The sequence below is a fragment of the Gammaproteobacteria bacterium genome, assembly GCA_021648145.1.
Classification (GTDB): domain Bacteria; phylum Pseudomonadota; class Gammaproteobacteria; order JAADGQ01; family JAADGQ01; genus S141-38.
In genome coordinates this window covers 1-17612 of sequence record JAKITI010000008.1, presented here as the reverse complement: position 1 = coordinate 17612, position 17612 = coordinate 1, and the positions used below count along the sequence as shown (strand labels likewise).

The window sequence follows — 17612 nt, the reverse complement described above, 5'->3', positions numbered from 1 at the left end:
CACCCGTGACTTTCCCATAAGAGCAGTATATTGTTCCTCTGTTTTAGCTAAAAAGTAATCGCACCATGCCCAAACGATATCTAGAAAAAATACTCAAAGCCCCTGTGTATGATATTGCCAAAGAGACACCCTTGGAGTACGCGCCGAAGCTATCAATGAGGTCAGATAATCACATACTGTTAAAACGTGAAGATCTTCAACCGGTTTTTTCGTTTAAATTACGTGGTGCTTACAATAAGATTGTCAGTTTAAGCCCAGCCGAAAAAGAGAAGGGTGTGATTGCCGCATCAGCGGGGAATCACGCACAAGGTGTCGCGCTCTCGGCTCAGAAACTTAACATCAAAGCCGTGGTTGTGATGCCTAAAACCACGCCAGACATTAAAGTGGCCGCTGTTCGCAATCTTGGCACACAGGTCATACTGTTTGGCGATAGCTATGATGAAGCTTATAGCCACGCGAAAGAGCTTGCAGAGTCGGGGGCAATGACCTTTATCCATCCTTATGATGACCCTGAGGTCATCGCAGGCCAAGGCACCATTGCCATGGAAATCATACGGCAGCATTCTGGTGATCTGCACGCTATTTTTATTCCTGTGGGCGGTGGCGGTTTGATTGCGGGCATATCAGCCTATATCAAGCACCTCTATCCGAATATTAAAATTATTGGTGTCGAACCAGAGGATGCAGCCTGCCTGCACAACGCACTGCAATCTAATCGGCGCATCAAACTCAAACAAGTCGGGCTTTTTGCAGATGGTGTTGCCGTGCGCCAGATTGGCAAAGAGCCTTTCCGTATAGCCCGCCAAACCGTTGATGAAGTCATACTCGCCAACACTGATGAAATCTGTGCGGCCATCAAGGATATTTTTGACGATACCCGTTCGATTGTTGAGCCTGCTGGCGCATTGGCCGTAGCCGGACTTAAAAAATACGTCAAACAACATGCTATTAAAGGGAAAAATCTTATCGCCATTAACAGTGGTGCCAATATGAATTTTGATCGCCTGCGACATGTTGCAGAGCGAGCTGAGCTGGGCGAAAAACATGAAATATTACTAGCCGTTACGATTCCAGAGAAATCGGGCAGCTTTAAAAAATTCTGTAAAACATTGGGACAATCAAATATTACTGAGTTTAACTATCGTTATGCGGATGACAAACAAGCTCATGTTTTTGTTGGCATCGAGCTGGATGGCCAAACCTCTAAGAGTGATGTTATCCAGCGGCTTGAATCCAATAAATACATCGTCATTGATATGTCAGACAATGAAATTGCCAAACTGCATGTACGCTATATGGTCGGTGGCCATGCCAATAAAGTAGAGAATGAACGACTGTTTCGTTTTACATTTCCTGAACGCCCAGGCGCACTTTTGCAATTTTTATCATCTATTGGCAAGCACTGGAACATCAGCATGTTTCACTATAGAAATCATGGCGCAGCCTATGGCCGAGTATTGGCAGGCATTCAGGTGCCGGAGGCAAAGAGTGTTGAATTTCAAGAGTTCTTAAAAACTTTTGACTATCGCCATCAAGAAGAGACTGACAACCCAGCGTATCAGCTATTTTTGAATTGAAGCCAATAGAAGAAGCATTGCTAATTTAGGGTGGTTTTTGAGCAATCTCAAGAGTTCAGGATATTTTTAATTTCATCCACATCCATTCCAAACATATGAGCAATATCAATAATCGATAACCCTGATTTTTTGACTTGCTTTATCATATTGCATCGCTCCTCTTCTCTGCCTTCTTCTCTGCCTTCTTCTCTGCCTTCTTCTCTGCCTTTCTGTTGAGCCAGCTGGATTGCGCCTCGCTGATCCTGAATGAAAATTTCTCGACGCTCTTGATCATCCAGCTCTTCGGACGTAAGCGCTGCTTTATTGGCCAGCTCAAGTGCATGTACAATGGACGCTTCAACTTTTAAAGAGCTAGGAACGGTTTCAAAATCATCTGCATGTTTCAGAAAGTAATACCAGCGATCCAGAACCGTATCTAATTCATCTTCTGTTTTATTAAACTTCGGCAACTCTGCAAATACGAGCTCAAGATCATCATTATAAACTTCACCTTCATCGGCTCTGAGTTTAAACTTGTTTGAAACCGCTTCCATTTCCGGAAACATTATAAAATCAGTAATTGTAATGGCGATCACATCCGTCAGCAGGTGATAATCTTCACCGCTGCCCAGTTGAGATGCATAGGCTTTGCAAGCGTTGTACAGAATTCGTTTCTCAAATCCTGCAACATTCAGCACCTGCATTTCAATAATATAGATTTTTCCTGTTTCGTTTTTAGCTCTTACGTCTAGATAGGTATCTTTCATGCCTTTTATTTTAGGTGCCAAATAAGGATCAAGTATCGTGACTTCCATCAAACGATAAGGTGATTTCAATTCCAGCAGGGCATTTAGAAAACTCAATAAAATATCCTGACTCTCTTCTGATCCGAATATTTTTTTGAACGCAAAGTCTGTTTTGGGGTTTAAAAATTTCATAGTTCTATTTTACGCCCGATTTTTTTTTGCTACAACTCTCTGAAACACAAAGCCTGCTTTTCGATTTCAGAAAGTCTAAGTTGGTTTTTGTGAAATATGGGGAGTATTATGAAAGTGATTAAATGAGGATTGGTCAATTCAGGTGGTGAAAGGTGCAACTTTGGATGATCTTTCGCCAGAGGCAATTGCTGCTGCCAGGAATAATTTCAAAAAGAAAAATGTTGAGTTAGCGGCTGAGATGGATGACTGGAGTGGCGAGGTTTTTCTAAACAAGGCAAAACTGACGATTCAAGGCAAGATCACCCGTGCCGTGTTGGTGCTGCTGGGTAAACCAGAGTCTGATCACTTTTTAACACCCGCAGTGGTTACTTTAAGCTGGATTCTCAAAGATCATGATGGCCTGGAAGAAGATTATGAACACTTTTCTGCGCCGTTATTGCTTGCGGTGAATCGGCTGTTTGCCCGTATTCGCAATCTTAAATACCGCTACATGGCAGATAGCACGCTGTTTCCGGAAGAGGTGAATAAATACGATGCCTGGGTTATTCGTGAGGCTCTGCACAATTGCATCGCTCATCAGGACTACCAATTAGGTGCGAGAGTGGTGGTGGTGGAGTTTCCAGACCGGCTGGTATTTTCCAACAAAGGAGGCTTTATTCCGGGTAATCTGGAACGGGTGATTAGCTTGGATGCTCCGGAACCTTACTACCGCAACCGTTTTTTGGCCCAAGCGATGGTGAGCCTGAATATGATTGATGCGGTGGGTAGTGGCATTAAAAAAATGTTTGTCGTGCAGCGCCGTCGTTTTTTTCCCATGCCGGATTACTGCATTGAGCCAGATGGCGTGATGGTGACTATCTATGGTCGAATTGTGGATGAGCGCTTTTCAAAGCTGCTGGCAGCAGACTCTGAGCTGTTGTTACATGATGTGATTTTGTTGGACAAGGTGCAGAAGGGCTACCCGCTAAGCGATTATGAAATAAAAACCCTGCGGGATAAAAATCTGATTGAGGGGCGTAAACCCAATCTATTTGTGTCGGCCAAAGTGGCGAGTGCAACAGGACAAAAGGCGGCTTATACCAAGCAGAAGGCCTTGGATCAGCAGTATTATCTAGACATGATTCTTAAACTCATTGAGCAGCATGGGGAGGTGGAGCGAGCAGATATTGATGAGTTGTTGTGGAAAATGCTTCCCGATTTTTTGGATGATAAACAACGCAAAAGCAAGATTAACAATCTTCTGAGTGAGCTTTCAATGCGGCAGGGGAAGATTCACAATATTGGTACACGTAGCCAGCCTAAGTGGGTGTTGACAAGGGGTTAACTTTATTAATTAAACAAGCCTTCTAAGAGATTTGTTTATGAAAGAAAACCACATAACCAATTGTTTTTTATGTTTAATAGTTTTTTTTGTGGGAATTTAAAATTAAAGGAAGACTATAAATAATGGGCTATGGGAGTCGGTGCTTGGTAGCTCAACTTTAAACTTGTTCTTCATTCTTCTTTTCAATAATACGATACCCCATTGCCCGATAGCCACGCTGGCGTTTATCCCACATTCGCAAGAACACTGGATGCCCAGTATCGACAAAGTCAATAATTCTCACATCGGTCTTGCTGGCATGTTCACGATGCAGCCGCCCAGCATATTGTTGTAGCGTGCCTTTCCACGAGATCGGCATGGCAAGTATCAATGTATCGAGTGGTGGATGATCAAACCCCTCTCCTACCAGTTTGCCTGTTGCCAATAGAATGCGTGCTGCTCCGACTCAAAGCAAATCGGTTCCTAAAAAGAGAGAGGAAAGCCTATGGACAACGTCAGGTTAAAGCCATAGTCTTCGCCTCTTGTGAAAACAATCTATGGGAGGACTCCCTTGAAGCGATTATTAACATCCGGCTTAATTTTGTTTGCGGCGGTTTGTCAGGCTGAGTCGGCAACTGAACTGGAAATAGAAAAATGTGTGTTATCTATGCCCGGCTCCACTATTACCGCAGTGGCTGAATGTGGCTGGCTTACAGTTTTAGAAAACCCGAAGGATCTTGGTGGAAAAACCATTCGTTTGCATTTTGCCCTGGCACGGGCATTAAACCCTAAGTCGGATAGCACGCCGATTTTCTTTTTTGCTGGAGGCCCAGGTCAGGCCGCATCAGAGCTTTGGGTGCAGTTGGAAGGGCCACTTTATAAACTCCAGAAAAACCACGATATTATACTGATGGATCAGCGAGGCACTGGAGCTGCTTCTACTCTGAAGTGCGAACTTGATGACCAGAACATTGATTTACGAGTTGATTATGGGAAGATAGCCGCCCAAACGCGTGAATGTCTAACCAAAGTCGAAGGTGATCCGCGCTTTTATACAACCACTATTGCCATGGCCGATTATGAACAGCTAAGGCTTGCTTTGGGCTATGAAAAAATAAACCTTATGGGGGTTTCTTACGGTACTCGCGCCGCTATGGAATACTTGCGCCGGTATCCTGATCAGGTACGCAGCATCGTTCTTGACTCCATAGTCCCCCCTGAACTGCTGCTTGGAAGTGAGCACTCTATTAACCTTGATCAGACTATGGAGAATATTCTGACAGATTGTTTGAATGATAATAGCTGTGCGAAATATTTTCCTGCGGTTAAAACCCAGCTACAGCAATTAATAACAAAGGCCAGAGCTAAGCCACAAATTCTGGTCGTTGATGATCCTTTAACTGGCGATCCGATTGAATTGGAAGCTAATATTGAATTGCTTGCGCTGGCCTTGCGGATGCTTTCTTATAATAGCCAGACACAGGCAATGTTGCCTTTCTTGATTGCTGATACTGTTAATACAGGCAGCCACAAGCGATTAGTATCACAGGCATTGATAGCGGCCTCCGGGATGGAAGGTATGCTCAATCACTGGATGGAGCTATCAGTTATTTGCGCTGAAGATTACCCACTTATGCAGCCGCGCCCACAAGACGCGACAACTATTCTGGGTGAGGTGATGTATAAGGTATTGCTAGCCCAATGTGAAATCTGGCCACGCGGCGTAGTGCCAGATGATTTCCATAAACCGTTCAAATCTGATGTGTCAGCTCTGTTGCTCTCGGGGGAGTTTGACCCGGTTACCCCTCCACGATATGCAGATCAGGTAGCCAAACAGTTTAGTCGGCACAGCAATCTGGTGGTTAAAGGACAAGGTCATAGCGTGGCTTTTTCTAAATGCACCAGTGATATTGTTACTGAATTTATAACTAAAGCCGACCCTAAAAACTTAGATACCAGTTGCCTTGAACAACAGGATAGGTCACCGTTTTTTATTAATATTATGGGGCCTACACCATGATTTTTATAGAAAATCTAAAAAAATCATTCGGCAAGATCGAGGCGGTTCGCGGAATTAGCTTCAAAGCCGAAGACGGCCAGATTACCGGCTTACTAGGCCCCAATGGTGCTGGCAAGACCACCACATTACGGATGCTCTATACCTTGCTTAAACCTGATAGCGGCACGATTCTTATTGATGGGGTGAATCCACATCAGGAGCCTATTGAAGTCAAACGAAAGCTGGGTGTGGTGCCAGACAGCCGGGGTTTATATGCCCGTTTGAGCGCGCGTGAAAACATTCGCTACTTCGGACAGCTACACGGGGTTAAAACCAAGGAGATGGAAGAACGGATTGAAAGTCTGACTGATATCCTGGATATGCAAGATTTTATTGACCGCCGTACCGAAGGTTTTTCGCAGGGGCAGCGGGTGAAGGTAGCAATTGCCAGGGCGATGATTCATCAACCGCAAACAATTTTGCTGGATGAGCCAACCAATGGCTTGGATGTCATGACTACCCGGGCATTGCGGAAATATTTGTTGACCCTTAAAAAAGCCGGACATTGTGTGGTGCTATCAACCCACATAATGCAGGAAGTTGCCGCCTTGTGTGACCACATAGTAATAATTGCCGGTGGTAAGATTGCCGCAGAGGGTAGTGCCACAGAGCTATTACAGCAAAGCGGTTATAACAGCCTTGAAGATGCTTTTGTCAGCCTCATTGGCAGCGCTGAAGGTTTATTATCATGAGTGGCTGGATCATTGTATTTAACAAGGAAGTAAAAGAAAATTTTCGGGATCGACAAGTAATTCTTACTTCGTTAATACTTGGCCCACTGCTTGGCCCAGTTTTATTCGTTCTAATGTTTATCTTGATGGCCGACTCAACCTCCAAACGCCAGGATAAGCCTCTGGAAATACCCGTGGCAGGTCAGCAATATGCTCCCAATCTGGTGGCATATCTACAGCAGCAAGGAGTAATTGTTGAGGAGGCTCCCGCTGATCCGGAAGCTGCGGTTCTAGCCAGAAACAAGGACCTCGTATTACGTATTCCTGAGTCTTTCATAGAACAATGGGAGAATGGGCAGCCAGCGGTGCTGGAAGTAATTGTTGATGAATCCAGACAGCAGGATAGACTTGCCAGTAGGCGCTTAAAGCAACTACTGAATACATATTCTCAACAGTTAGGTATATTACGCCTACAGCTACGCGGAGTTTCTTCACAGGTATTAAGTCCGGTTATGATTAAAACTGTAGATCTATCAACAGAAACATCATGGGCGGCCGAAGTATTGGCATTTTTACCCTATTTTTTGATGATAGGAGCTTTTGTTGGCGGCATGCATCTGGCAATTGATGCCACTGCGGGTGAAAAAGAGCGTAAATCACTCGAGCCACTGTTAATCAATCCGGTGCCCCGCTGGCAAATCATGGCGGGTAAGTTAATGGCCACTTCTTTCTTTGCTGGGCTATCAGTGCTTTTAACTATTCTGGCATTTCGTTTTACGGTGCAGTTTTTACCGGCTGATATGCTTGGGGTCTCCATTGAGATCACCACACCTATGGTTGTTGGCATGTTGGTGGTTCTTTTACCAATGGCGATACTGGCATCAGCATTTTTGACCGTTATTGCCTCATTTGCTACAACTTTCAAGGAGGCCAGCTCATATACAGGTATGGTTCTTGTTATTCCGATGTTGCCGAGCTTTTATTTAATGATAAACCCAGTAAAGGCTGAAACCTGGATGATGGCAGTACCGCTATTATCACAGAATGTGCTGATCCATGAACTCATTCGCGGTGAGCAGGTGTCGGTGTTGTGGTACTTGCTGGCAGTGGGTACTACTTTAGGGTTGGGGCTGATATTAGCGACTGTTGCGGCTACTTTATACAACCGACCACGGGTGATATTTACTAGTAAGTAGTCATACGTAGAATTTTTTCAGCCTATCAACTGTTTTTGAATTGAGATTTAAAACAGGGAGTACTTACCACCACACTCCCTGTTGAGTTGAGTTGAGTTTATTTCAAAACACCTTGAAGCAAGCTCATCGTGTTATCACCGCCCGCTGACTTTGCATAATCCAAAACAACTGGAACAAATTTTCCTGCCATATCAGGGCTTAATCCTAAACTTGAAAACTGCCCAGCCACACTTGCTAATCCACCGCCGCTATTCGTATTTGAAGAATCACCACCCATTGATGCCGCACCTAACAAAGAGCCGACACCTGGCAACGATTTTGTCACATTCGAAAAGTCACCGGCACTCAAGCTTTGCTTTGCCAAACCAAAAAGTGCTGCTGCACCCCCCAGTGCCTGCTCATTACTGACACCCAGCTGGCTGGTTAACATACCAATCAATGCACTCGCACCTGAAACATTATTACCCATTCCAGGGATCGCTGAACATCCACTTAATAGCAATAATAGAGCTGAAATAAAAGAAATCCCAAGTCGTTGGTGTTTCACTGTATTTTCCTTTTTAATGAGCGACGAAAGCTCAGCAATGTATCGCAGTCCCGCAACGATCACAAGCCTGCCTATTGTATTGGTTGCTTTTATTAATAAGCAAATCGTAACGTAATCGCTGCTTTCCAACCTTTTGGATTCAGGTTTAGAAGGTAATACTTGAGTGACTCTGAAGTCAAGTAGTACCCTTTTCGATCTTCTGGGTTTTCAGCAACCGGGTACAATATTTCACCCATGCCATCTTTATCCAGCACATTATGCTTCACATCAATTTTTGACAACCCAAAATTACTTGAACCCAAAATATATCCGCCTTCAAAACTCAGTGCCCACTGATCGTTTAAGTAATAATCGAATCCCAAACCTCCCTGGAATGCCAGTATTGCTGTCGCCCGAGCCTGGGTTATCATCACACGCTTGAAAGAATCTACATCTTTTATACCTTCCGCTTTAGGAAAATCATCCGCATCAAAAGTGAAAGCAAATTTTTCGAAGTAATCAAAATCAAAAATACTATTGATTGAAAAGCGCGTATAGAGCCGATAAGCCTTGGGTTTATGCAGCAACGAAAAACGTGTCCCCAGAAATGCCTGGCTATACGACATCTTGGCAGTACGAACATTCAGCGCCTCAACATCCCGCTTTTCAACCAGAACATTGCCTCTTGAAGTGGAGCGAGCTTCTTTTGATTCCCAACTGCTTAACCCTGCAAATACCGAAAAACGTTTGGAGAAAAGCCACTCGAATTCTCCTCCAAACTCGACCCCCCCTGGCAATGCTTCTAAATCATTTCGAAATTCTCGGGTTGCTTCGATTGTCTCCCCAGTCTCCAGTAAAATTTCACCATCACTAAACGTTAATGGCGCAATGAAGACATTCTCATAGATTTGAGTCAATGCCGGTTTATGCTCTCCCAAATAGACGCTGGCCGTCCAGAAAGGCTTCCATGCTCCCGCACGAGCCACTGGTGCTTCCTCATGAGCTACTGAAGAGGTGCTTAACACTAAGAGAATCACCCCTATTAAATGTAAAAATAATTTTTTCAAAATAGTCAGAATCGAAAGTATTGTTTAGTAAACACAGCCTATTTTTTACCTATTTTAGACTCTGTGCCATTCATGATTTTTTGAATATTGCTGCGATGTCGCCATATAAGCAATATAGCCAGTAGTATCGCCAGCAAAATATACTCTGGCTCCGGCATCAATAAATAGACAAAAAATGGTGAAAAAACTGCGGCAACTAATGCAGACAATGATGACAAACGTGAAATAAAAGCCACGAAAAACCAGGTCACTAATACTAATAACCCAACCCAGCCCGAAATACCCAGCAATATTCCCAGTGCTGTTGCAACCCCTTTCCCCCCTTTAAAGCGAAAAAAAACAGGGTAAAGATGCCCCAGAAAAGCGGCTATACCCACCAGTACAATCGCAGCAGCCGACAACCCTAACCATTTCGCCAGCAATACAGGTATCAACCCTTTTAACAAATCACCCAGCAACACAATGATGGCAACTTTTTTACCACCAAAGCGTAATACATTGGTTGCACCTGGGTTTCCAGAGCCTTGGCTGCGTGGATCGGGCAGCCCTGCAACTTTACAATAAATAATCGCTGTGGAAAGTGAACCCATCAAGTAAGCAAGCAGTATAAAAGCAGTATCAATTGTCATGGAACGCAGTTTATACCGATCACGAGCAGGTTTCTACGAAGAGGGGATAAAAGTGGTTGTTATTTGTTCAGACTGATAAACTTATCTAAAAAATAATAACCGGCACAATAAATCTGACACATATGGATATCATCTACCTACGCAACTTAAAAATTGAAACCGTTATTGGCATTTATGATTGGGAACGAGAAATAAAGCAAACGGTTGTACTTGATCTGGAAATGGGCACCGATATCCGAAAAGCAGCGGTAACGGATCGCATTGAAGATACTCTGGACTATAAGTCAGTCGCTAAACAAGTGATTTCCTTCGTTGAAACCAGCGAATACCAACTCGTCGAAACATTGATTGAGAAAGTTGCAGAACTCGTAATGAAAAATTTTAGCATTCCCTGGATGCGTTTAACCATTAATAAGCAAGGCGCTATAAGTGGCGCACGTGATGTCGGTGTTACTATTGAGCGCGGAGTACGAATGTCAAAATGATTCAGGTTTATTTAGGCATTGGCAGTAATATTGATCGTGATTTTAATATTCGCTCAGGTATTTCCCATTTAAAAAAAGAGTTTGGAACGCTCACATTGTCTGCCGTTTATGAAAGTGATGCTGTTGGCTTTAAAGGCGATCCTTTTTACAACTTGATCGCTGCCTTTCAAACAGACTGGCCTGTTCATAAAATCGCTCTTATCCTTAAAAATATTGAAGACACCCATAAAAGAGATCGAAGCAATCCAAGCTTCTCTCCACGCACTCTGGATATTGACCTTCTACTGTACGGCGACCAAATCATTCAGGAAAACGGTCTCGTTTTACCACGCGATGAAATTCTAAAGTACGCATTTGTTCTGAGGCCATTAGCTGAAATTAATGGCCAGGCAACGCATCCGATTACCCAGCAAAGCTACATCAAGCTGTGGGAAAATTTTGATCAAAGTCGCCAGCCGCTCAAACGGGTCGCGTTTGAGTTTGATTAATTTCCTAGGGAACGTCCACCATCAACAGTGAGAACTTGACCTGTCATAAACTGCGCGCCATGCAGTAAATAATGGACTGCCTCAGCGATATCTGAGGGGTCGCCGTGTCGTTTCAATGCTGTTTTAGAGACGATTCGCCGTTTGGTCAACTCATCCATACCCTCTTCAGGCCACATAATCGCCCCGGGCGCAATGGCGTTTACACGAACATCTGGCCCTAACTCTTGAGCAAGTGATTGGGTCAGCATGACCAGTCCCGCTTTGGCTGCACAATAAACAGAATGAAACCGTAAAGGACGCTCCGCATGAATATCCGTAATATTAATAATTAAGCCTTTTTGTCGTGCTAAATAGGGCGCTGCTGCCTGAGATAAAAAAAGAGGCGCTTTTAAGTTAACACCCAGTAAATCATCCCAGTGTGCTTCTGTAATATTGCCGACGGATGTCGGGTAAAAGGTTGAAGCATTATTAATCAAAACATCAAGCCGCCCCCAAACGCCCTCCGCTTCCTTAACCAAATGAGATGATTTTGAGACCTGCAACAGATTCGCTTGAATCAAAACCACTGAGTCCGAGCGTTGTGCCAGCAGCTCTTCTTGTAACAACTGAGCTTCACGGCGAGAGCCACGATAATGTAAGACCAGACTCATCCCCTCTGCGTGCAAACGACGTGCAATCACTGCGCCGACACGACGTGCAGCACCGGTAATTAAAGCAACTGGCTGAGACATCATATATTCCCCAAAATTCTGCATAGTAAATATTGTCAGAACCGAATAGAATTACGGTTGACTCGAATAACAATCCTTATCACTCAGCGCCACTCTAACCGAATGCCAAACAAATTTCAGCAAACAAAGCCCATAACCTCTGATTCAATCGACTTACCCGTCCCTGATCAAGAGGCTCGTTTACACAGCGAAAAAGTCATCACACATATTCGTCAAAAAATCAGACTCCGGGGCGGGAAAATCAGCTTTGCTGAATATATGGATTTAGCGCTTTATGCACCTGGATTGGGCTATTATTGTGCAGGCCTTCAAAAATTTGGTGAAGGGGGTGATTTTATTACTGCGCCAGAAATTTCCCCTCTGTTTTCACGTTGTTTGGCAAATCAATGCCAACAAGTTTTAAGCACATTAGAGACTCCACAAATACTAGAATTTGGTGCTGGCAGCGGAATTATGGCTGCGGATATTTTATGTGAACTTGAGCGACAGGGTTGCCTTCCTGAGTGCTATATGATTTTAGAGCTCAGTGCAGAGTTGCAACAACGCCAACGTCAAACCATTGAAAAGCATGCCCCTCATTTACTTGGGCGAGTAAAGTGGATTCATCATTGGCCAGAAAAGCCTTTTAATGGTGTTATTTTAGCCAATGAAGTGCTTGATGCGATGCCGGTGCGTCGCATTCAGTGGCAAGGCAATAAAATTATAGAAAAGATGGTCTGCTGGAAAGATAATGCTTTCACTTGGTGTAACGGTGATGAAGTGCACCCTGAACACCTCACCTTTACACACGTTACAGGCTACACCTCAGAATATAATGAAGCACTCGACTCGTGGATCAAACAAGCGGGTGACTCATTATTAAACGGTATGATACTCGCTATTGATTATGGCTATTTTCGCCAAGAGTATTATCACCCACTAAGAAGTGACGGCACGCTCATGTGCTATTATCAACACCATGGTCACAGTAACCCATTAATACTCACTGGCCTACAAGATATTACAGCGCATGTTGATTTTACTGCTGTCGCAGAAGCAGCGATTAATGCTGACCTTAATGTTTCAGGTTATACCTCTCAAGCATTTTTTCTGCTGGCCAATGGCCTCACAGAAATGGCTGAAGCAACCTATCCAGAAAAGGTTACATCTCAGTTACAGCTCTCCCAACAAATCAAAAAACTCACCATGCCCGATGCCATGGGAGAAACATTCAAAGTCATCGCACTAACACGCAATATTGATAGACCACTCACAGGCTTCATGATGCAGGATTATCGGCAACGTTTATAAAAAATACGTACACAAAACTACTTATGCACAACTTTAAAGGCCAACAGTTATTTTATTGAAAATATATTGGCACATAAACTAAGGCTCGTAACACATTGATAATGAAAATAATTAACAATAAAAAACTGTTGTATTTTTAATTAACTACAAAAATGAGTTGATTTTTGAAAAAACTTATATATTTTATGCACAAAGTTATCCACAAGACCTGTGAATAAATTTATTGTCACCAGCACCTCTGTAGAGCAAACTCAGTCGGCTCAACAACTTGCCGAATCATTGACCCTACCTTTTACTCCGCAAGCAAACGATAGCGATAATGAATATGCTTCTTTTTGTCTATCACTCACCCCCGAGCGACTTGAACTAAAAAAAGTCAATTCAAAATCTGAAAGTACGATTTATATCGATTTTGTACACGGTCGAAATGAACACCGCCGTTTATATGGTGGGGGTAAAAAACAACCTTTGGGGCGTGCCATTGGCCTGAAAAAACAACCTTATCCAACTGTGTTGGATGCAACTGCGGGTTTGGGTCGGGATGGGTGGGTACTTGCCTGCCTGGGTTGCCAGATACATTTAGTCGAACGCTCCCCCATTATTGGTGCACTCCTCCATGATGCGCTCACACGCGCAAAAGCTTGTGAGCAATTATCAGAAATCACAGCACGAGTCGAGCTGACAATCGGCGATGCCATCACGCTAATAAAAAATAGAAAATTTTTGGGTACGATACACGATGTAGTCTACCTTGACCCGATGTATCCACCACGCAACAAATCTGCACAGGTCAAAAAAGAGATGCAGATGTTGCATCAAGTCATTGGATTTCCACCTGAAACAGAGCCTCTCTTAAGTGCAGCCCTTGAATATGCAAAAAAACGAGTGGTGGTGAAAAGGCCTGCTTGGGCACCATTTCTTAATGGAGTTAAACCTGATCTAAGTATTGAAGGTAAGAAAACGCGGTTTGATGTTTATTTGAAGTGAGTACTCTTAACACTCATTTGCACCTGCTTTGAAACGATAAGCCAACATGACCAAGGGAAGGTAAGCCACAACCACACCTGCAACACCATCCAACCAGCCTATAGAAACGAATACAGCAATAGGCAAAAGCCAACATAAATTAATGATACCGAAGGCAATAGAAACGGAAACATGCCCTTTGTATTGGCGAGAGGCATATTGGTAAGCGTGACTTCGATGTGCTTCGTAAAATTTGTCTCCACGTAGAACCCGACGCACCAAGGTCACCGTTGCATCCACCACAAACGCACCCAGCAAAATAATCCAGCCCCAAAATAACTCAGGCATAACCCAAGCCGCCTGTATAGTAAAAATTCCCAGCACCATACCGACAAAACCACTACCCGCATCGCCCATAAATATTTTTGCTTTGGGAAAGTTCCAGAGAAGAAAACCAGCCACTGTTGTGGTTAATAGAAGCAATGGTATTTCCACGCCATTATTTACCGACACCAGCATATATAAAACAGCACCACTCAAGCATACCGTTACGGCTTCAATACTCGCGAGACCATCAATACCATCCATAAAATTATAGAGGTTCAGCAACCAAACCAGAAAAAAAGCCGCCAACAAATACCCAAACCACCCTATGTCGAGCACAATGCCAAAAATGGGTAAAGGTGGCAAGCCACCCAGCCAGGCTAATGCCCAACCCGCACATAAAAAATGCACTAACAGACGCCAACGTGCAGAAATATGGCCATGATCATCAATAAAACCAACCAATGCGACTCCAACTCCAGCCCCAACCAGCGCCCAAACAAGATCAGCTGGAAGCATATTAAAAAACCCAAGAAACAGTAGCGCAAGCAAAAACGTGACGACAATAGCAACGCCCCCCCCTCTCGGAGTCGGCACGGTATGGGAACTTCGATTATTGGGGACATCTATTAACTGCTTTTTAAGCGCATAAGAGCGTAAAAAACCAGTGAGCCCCCAAGATGCTCCACCCATAAGCAATGCAATCCAAACGATATCATTCATTCTATTTTTTTAAATTTCAATGCGACGGGTTGGTTAGAAAATATTCTGCTGTTTTTTTAAATGCGTTGTCCACCCTGACGGGTGGCACCCAGCTCAACAGCTCTTTTGTTTTAGTAATATCTAACTGCAATGAACCCAACAAACGTTGAGCAACGTCTCGTTTTCCAAGACATGTTGCACTAAATTTAAGTAACCCCTCAGGAACAGGTATCAATCGTGCTGATTTCCCCATTGCTTTAGCCATACGCCGCAATAATTCAGGTGTAGAGAGATCATCATCATCACTCACCAGAAAAATTTCATTGGCTGCTGCCGGGTGGTCGACACAAATCAAAATCAGATCGACCAGATTATCCAAAGAGACTAAACTGCGCTTATTGTGTACGGCACCTAATGGCAGTGGTAAACCTTTGTTTAAGCCCGTCATCATTTTAAGAAAATTAGCCTTCACCCCTGGGCCATAAACTAAAGGTGGGCGAATAATAACAACTTCCATACCTGTTTTTTTAGCCAAGGCTAAAAGCCCTTGTTCCGCCTCAAGCTTGGAAGCACCATAAGGATCTTGAGGCGCAGGCGTGTCCATTGCAGTGAATGGAGCTCCATTTTTTGTAAACTCACCATTGACCTTGATGGAGCTGATAAAAATAAACCGTTTAACACCCGCCGCTTCAGCTTGGCGTGCAAGATTCAGTGTGCCTTCGGTGTTTACTTTTCTGAACTCTTCTAATGGGTTTAATGAATGGTCGTTCATGACGTGAACACGGGCGGCAAGGTGAACGATTGTATCAACCTGTTCCAAAGCTGCGCTCCAGTCTGTTTTCTCCCCTAAACTTTCAACAATAATTTTGTCAACTTCAGATGAAAAAAGAGGGCTGTTTTGGCGCAAAGCCACCCTGACTTCACGGTGACTCTCAAGCACACGATCAACCAGCACCCGCCCAACAAAACCGGTGGCACCAGTAATCAGTATATTATTCATTGTTCCAGTGTCTTATAAACTTCCAGGGTAGCACCAACCACATGCGGAGCCGAAAATTCGTTACAAGCAATCTCTCTTCCTTTCTTACCCATTTTTATTCTTAATGATTTATCTGTAATTAAACTTCTTAAAGCAGAAGTTAAATCGTCCACATTTTTTTGAGGAACTAATAGACCGTTTTCATTATGCCTGACAATCTCTCTACAACCTGGTGCATCAGTGGTTACTATAGGTTTTCCACACGCCGCAGCTTCTATTAAAACAAGAGGCACGCCTTCACCATATGATGACGGCAAACAAACAATGTCAGTTTGAGAGAAGGTAGCAACCATATCTTCACATTGACCCAGCCATTTAATGACCTTCTCATCATGCCACTCTTTTAGCTGCTCAACCGGCACAGCATTTCGATTTCCTGAATCACCTTCACCTACAAGCCAAAATTGTGCACTTACACCTTCTGATTTAAGATTTCGAGCAGCCTCGACAAATATCCCAACCCCTTTGTCCCACAGCATACGAGAAGCAAGCATAACAACAGGCTCACGATTATCGACGGCACTGGCCGGGGAGAATTTATTGGTATCAACACCAGAGCCACGAATCAATACTGTGTTTTTTTTATCAATAATTCCAGTTTGACATAGCAGTCGTCTATCATCAGGGTTTTGAAATATCGTATGATAATGGCGACCTCTTAATAAACCCCGAAAAGCTATACTGATAATCACCTTAATCATTCGTGCTTTTATATGAGAAGAAGTAAAAATATACCCTAACCCTGCGAGAGCATTAACAACAGCTGGAACACGAGCCAGCTTTGCGGCCAAAGATCCATATATAACTGGCATCATTGCAACATGATGAACAATATCAGGTTTTTCTTTTTTATAAATGGAGATTAGGTTTCGAACTGTTTTTAACTGTGACAATAAACCACGAGCGGTTCTATCAAGCTCTAGCGGCACTAATTTCAACCCTGCTGAGCGAATCATATCGCCATACTCGCGTACCCGAGTCACAACAACAACTTCATAACCTGCATTTTTTGCAGCTAATGCTAGAGGAAGTCTATGGGAACAGAAATACCAGTCTTCTGTGACGAAATAGAGAATTTTTTTTCTTGGTTGGCTCAATTATTTTGTGCCTCAAACTATGCTTGAAGTATCAAAACACTCTGTAGAAAAGTGTTCACCTGTTAATACAAAACGACTCATGTCGCTAATACCAATTTTATCCAGATAAACCACTTGTCATACATATGATCTACTTCAGTGCCTCAGACATCAGCTTTTCCAGCCTGGGGGCTTGTATATGCGTTGAGTACCAAGACTCCACACTAGAGCGACCCTTTTCTCCCATACGTTGTCTCAAATTTTGGTCATTTAAAAGGTAGCCTAACATCTGCTCCCACTCATTTAGATTGTGTGCAAGAAAACCACTGACTTCATGATCAACTATTTTCTTATTAACACCCACTGGAGATGCGACCACTGGCAAGCCACAAGCCATGTATTGAATTAATTTATAACCGCATTTACCACGCTCCCATGGAGAGTCCTCTAATGGCATAATACCTATATCAAACTTTTGAATTAACTGAACCTCGCTCTCTTCAGACCAAGGCCGCACCTCAATAGGTAACTCTTTAAGCGTATCTTCACTCGCTCCCACAGCGACA

General features: G+C 43.5%; 18 protein-coding genes and 1 pseudogene. 9 read left to right on the top strand and 10 right to left on the bottom strand.

Annotated elements, in window-relative coordinates:
* Positions 1 to 65: 65 nt before the first annotated feature.
* Positions 66 to 1577: a threonine ammonia-lyase, biosynthetic gene (gene ilvA, locus L3J70_06540; protein MCF6236017.1), complete on the top strand. Its 1512-nt coding sequence runs from the start codon at positions 66 to 68 to the stop codon at positions 1575 to 1577.
* Positions 1578 to 1624: 47 nt separating this feature from the next.
* Here ilvA and L3J70_06535 read toward each other — a convergent pair whose 3' ends face one another.
* Complete coding sequence (locus L3J70_06535) at positions 1625 to 2494, bottom strand: Rpn family recombination-promoting nuclease/putative transposase (protein MCF6236016.1); 870 nt, start codon at positions 2492 to 2494, stop codon at positions 1625 to 1627.
* A 142-nt stretch (positions 2495 to 2636) separates the two neighbouring features.
* Between L3J70_06535 and L3J70_06530 the strand changes: the two genes are divergently transcribed.
* Positions 2637 to 3818, top strand: coding sequence for a transcriptional regulator (locus tag L3J70_06530; protein ID MCF6236015.1), 1182 nt, complete (start codon positions 2637 to 2639; stop codon positions 3816 to 3818).
* Between the two features lie 157 nt (positions 3819 to 3975).
* Here the strand turns inward: L3J70_06530 and L3J70_06525 are convergent.
* Positions 3976 to 4251 (bottom strand): annotated as a pseudogene (locus tag L3J70_06525) (DEAD/DEAH box helicase).
* Between the two features lie 117 nt (positions 4252 to 4368).
* Here L3J70_06525 and L3J70_06520 point away from each other — a divergent pair.
* From L3J70_06520 to L3J70_06510, 3 genes are read left to right on the top strand one after another with little or no spacing between them, the layout of a single operon-like run.
* Positions 4369 to 5817 carry an alpha/beta hydrolase gene (locus L3J70_06520; protein MCF6236014.1) on the top strand — a complete coding sequence of 483 codons (1449 nt, stop codon included), beginning with the start codon at positions 4369 to 4371 and terminating at the stop codon, positions 5815 to 5817.
* Positions 5814 to 6548, top strand: coding sequence for an ATP-binding cassette domain-containing protein (locus L3J70_06515; GenBank protein ID MCF6236013.1), 735 nt, complete (start codon positions 5814 to 5816; stop codon positions 6546 to 6548). The genes L3J70_06520 and L3J70_06515 overlap by 4 nt, the downstream gene beginning before the upstream one ends.
* Positions 6545 to 7723: an ABC transporter permease gene (locus L3J70_06510; GenBank protein ID MCF6236012.1), complete on the top strand. Its 1179-nt coding sequence runs from the start codon at positions 6545 to 6547 to the stop codon at positions 7721 to 7723. Before L3J70_06515 ends, L3J70_06510 begins: the two co-directional genes overlap by 4 nt.
* A gap of 97 nt (positions 7724 to 7820) precedes the next feature.
* Here L3J70_06510 and L3J70_06505 read toward each other — a convergent pair whose 3' ends face one another.
* From L3J70_06505 to plsY, 3 genes are all read right to left on the bottom strand, one after another.
* Complete coding sequence (locus L3J70_06505) at positions 7821 to 8270, bottom strand: DUF2780 domain-containing protein (GenBank protein ID MCF6236011.1); 450 nt, start codon at positions 8268 to 8270, stop codon at positions 7821 to 7823.
* A gap of 92 nt (positions 8271 to 8362) precedes the next feature.
* Positions 8363 to 9274 carry a hypothetical protein gene (locus tag L3J70_06500; GenBank protein MCF6236010.1) on the bottom strand — a complete coding sequence of 304 codons (912 nt, stop codon included), beginning with the start codon at positions 9272 to 9274 and terminating at the stop codon, positions 8363 to 8365.
* Positions 9275 to 9354: 80 nt separating this feature from the next.
* Positions 9355 to 9945, bottom strand: a complete 591-nt coding sequence (gene plsY / locus L3J70_06495) for a glycerol-3-phosphate 1-O-acyltransferase PlsY (GenBank protein ID MCF6236009.1) — start codon at positions 9943 to 9945, stop codon at positions 9355 to 9357.
* Between the two features lie 122 nt (positions 9946 to 10067).
* On the opposite strand from plsY, the gene folB reads away from it, so the two are divergent.
* Both folB and folK read left to right on the top strand, forming a co-directional pair.
* Positions 10068 to 10430: a dihydroneopterin aldolase gene (gene folB / locus L3J70_06490; GenBank protein MCF6236008.1), complete on the top strand. Its 363-nt coding sequence runs from the start codon at positions 10068 to 10070 to the stop codon at positions 10428 to 10430.
* Entirely contained in the window at positions 10427 to 10918 is a 492-nt protein-coding gene (gene folK / locus L3J70_06485; protein ID MCF6236007.1) for a 2-amino-4-hydroxy-6-hydroxymethyldihydropteridine diphosphokinase, read from the top strand. Before folB ends, folK begins: the two co-directional genes overlap by 4 nt.
* On the opposite strand, the gene L3J70_06480 is transcribed toward folK, so the two are convergent.
* Positions 10915 to 11649, bottom strand: coding sequence for a pteridine reductase (locus L3J70_06480; protein ID MCF6236006.1), 735 nt, complete (start codon positions 11647 to 11649; stop codon positions 10915 to 10917). The two genes, folK and L3J70_06480, sit on opposite strands and share 4 nt — an antisense overlap.
* Before the next feature lie 102 nt (positions 11650 to 11751).
* Here L3J70_06480 and L3J70_06475 point away from each other — a divergent pair, with 102 nt between their 5' ends.
* Complete coding sequence (locus L3J70_06475; GenBank protein ID MCF6236005.1) at positions 11752 to 12939, top strand: SAM-dependent methyltransferase; 1188 nt, start codon at positions 11752 to 11754, stop codon at positions 12937 to 12939.
* Between the two features lie 210 nt (positions 12940 to 13149).
* Complete coding sequence (locus L3J70_06470; protein MCF6236004.1) at positions 13150 to 13926, top strand: class I SAM-dependent methyltransferase; 777 nt, start codon at positions 13150 to 13152, stop codon at positions 13924 to 13926.
* Between the two features lie 6 nt (positions 13927 to 13932).
* On the opposite strand, the gene L3J70_06465 is transcribed toward L3J70_06470, so the two are convergent.
* The 4 genes from L3J70_06465 to L3J70_06450 all read right to left on the bottom strand — a co-directional run.
* Positions 13933 to 14952 (bottom strand): glycosyltransferase family 4 protein, encoded by a 1020-nt coding sequence (locus L3J70_06465; GenBank protein MCF6236003.1) that lies wholly within the window; start codon positions 14950 to 14952, stop codon positions 13933 to 13935.
* A 16-nt stretch (positions 14953 to 14968) separates the two neighbouring features.
* Positions 14969 to 15931 carry an SDR family oxidoreductase gene (locus L3J70_06460; protein MCF6236002.1) on the bottom strand — a complete coding sequence of 321 codons (963 nt, stop codon included), beginning with the start codon at positions 15929 to 15931 and terminating at the stop codon, positions 14969 to 14971.
* The gene (locus L3J70_06455) at positions 15928 to 17067 is read right to left on the bottom strand and encodes a glycosyltransferase family 4 protein (protein ID MCF6236001.1); all 1140 of its coding nucleotides are present in this window, start codon (positions 17065 to 17067) and stop codon (positions 15928 to 15930) included. The genes L3J70_06460 and L3J70_06455 overlap by 4 nt, the downstream gene beginning before the upstream one ends.
* Before the next feature lie 130 nt (positions 17068 to 17197).
* Positions 17198 to 17612 (bottom strand): glycosyltransferase family 4 protein (locus tag L3J70_06450; GenBank protein ID MCF6236000.1); only part of this gene is annotated, 415 nt, incomplete at its 5' end.

What these genes read in the sequence shown, in the direction of transcription:
- ilvA (MCF6236017.1), top strand. Translation starts at nt 66, where the DNA reads ATGCCCAAACGATATCTAGAAAAAATACTCAAAGCCCCTGTGTATGAT.
- L3J70_06535 (MCF6236016.1), bottom strand. Translation starts at nt 2,494, where the DNA reads ATGAAATTTTTAAACCCCAAAACAGACTTTGCGTTCAAAAAAATATTC.
- L3J70_06515 (MCF6236013.1), top strand. Translation starts at nt 5,814, where the DNA reads ATGATTTTTATAGAAAATCTAAAAAAATCATTCGGCAAGATCGAGGCG.
- L3J70_06510 (MCF6236012.1), top strand. Translation starts at nt 6,545, where the DNA reads ATGAGTGGCTGGATCATTGTATTTAACAAGGAAGTAAAAGAAAATTTT.
- plsY (MCF6236009.1), bottom strand. Translation starts at nt 9,945, where the DNA reads ATGACAATTGATACTGCTTTTATACTGCTTGCTTACTTGATGGGTTCA.
- folB (MCF6236008.1), top strand. Translation starts at nt 10,068, where the DNA reads ATGGATATCATCTACCTACGCAACTTAAAAATTGAAACCGTTATTGGC.
- folK (MCF6236007.1), top strand. Translation starts at nt 10,427, where the DNA reads ATGATTCAGGTTTATTTAGGCATTGGCAGTAATATTGATCGTGATTTT.
- L3J70_06480 (MCF6236006.1), bottom strand. Translation starts at nt 11,649, where the DNA reads ATGTCTCAGCCAGTTGCTTTAATTACCGGTGCTGCACGTCGTGTCGGC.
- L3J70_06475 (MCF6236005.1), top strand. Translation starts at nt 11,752, where the DNA reads ATGCCAAACAAATTTCAGCAAACAAAGCCCATAACCTCTGATTCAATC.
- L3J70_06465 (MCF6236003.1), bottom strand. Translation starts at nt 14,952, where the DNA reads ATGAATGATATCGTTTGGATTGCATTGCTTATGGGTGGAGCATCTTGG.
- L3J70_06460 (MCF6236002.1), bottom strand. Translation starts at nt 15,931, where the DNA reads ATGAATAATATACTGATTACTGGTGCCACCGGTTTTGTTGGGCGGGTG.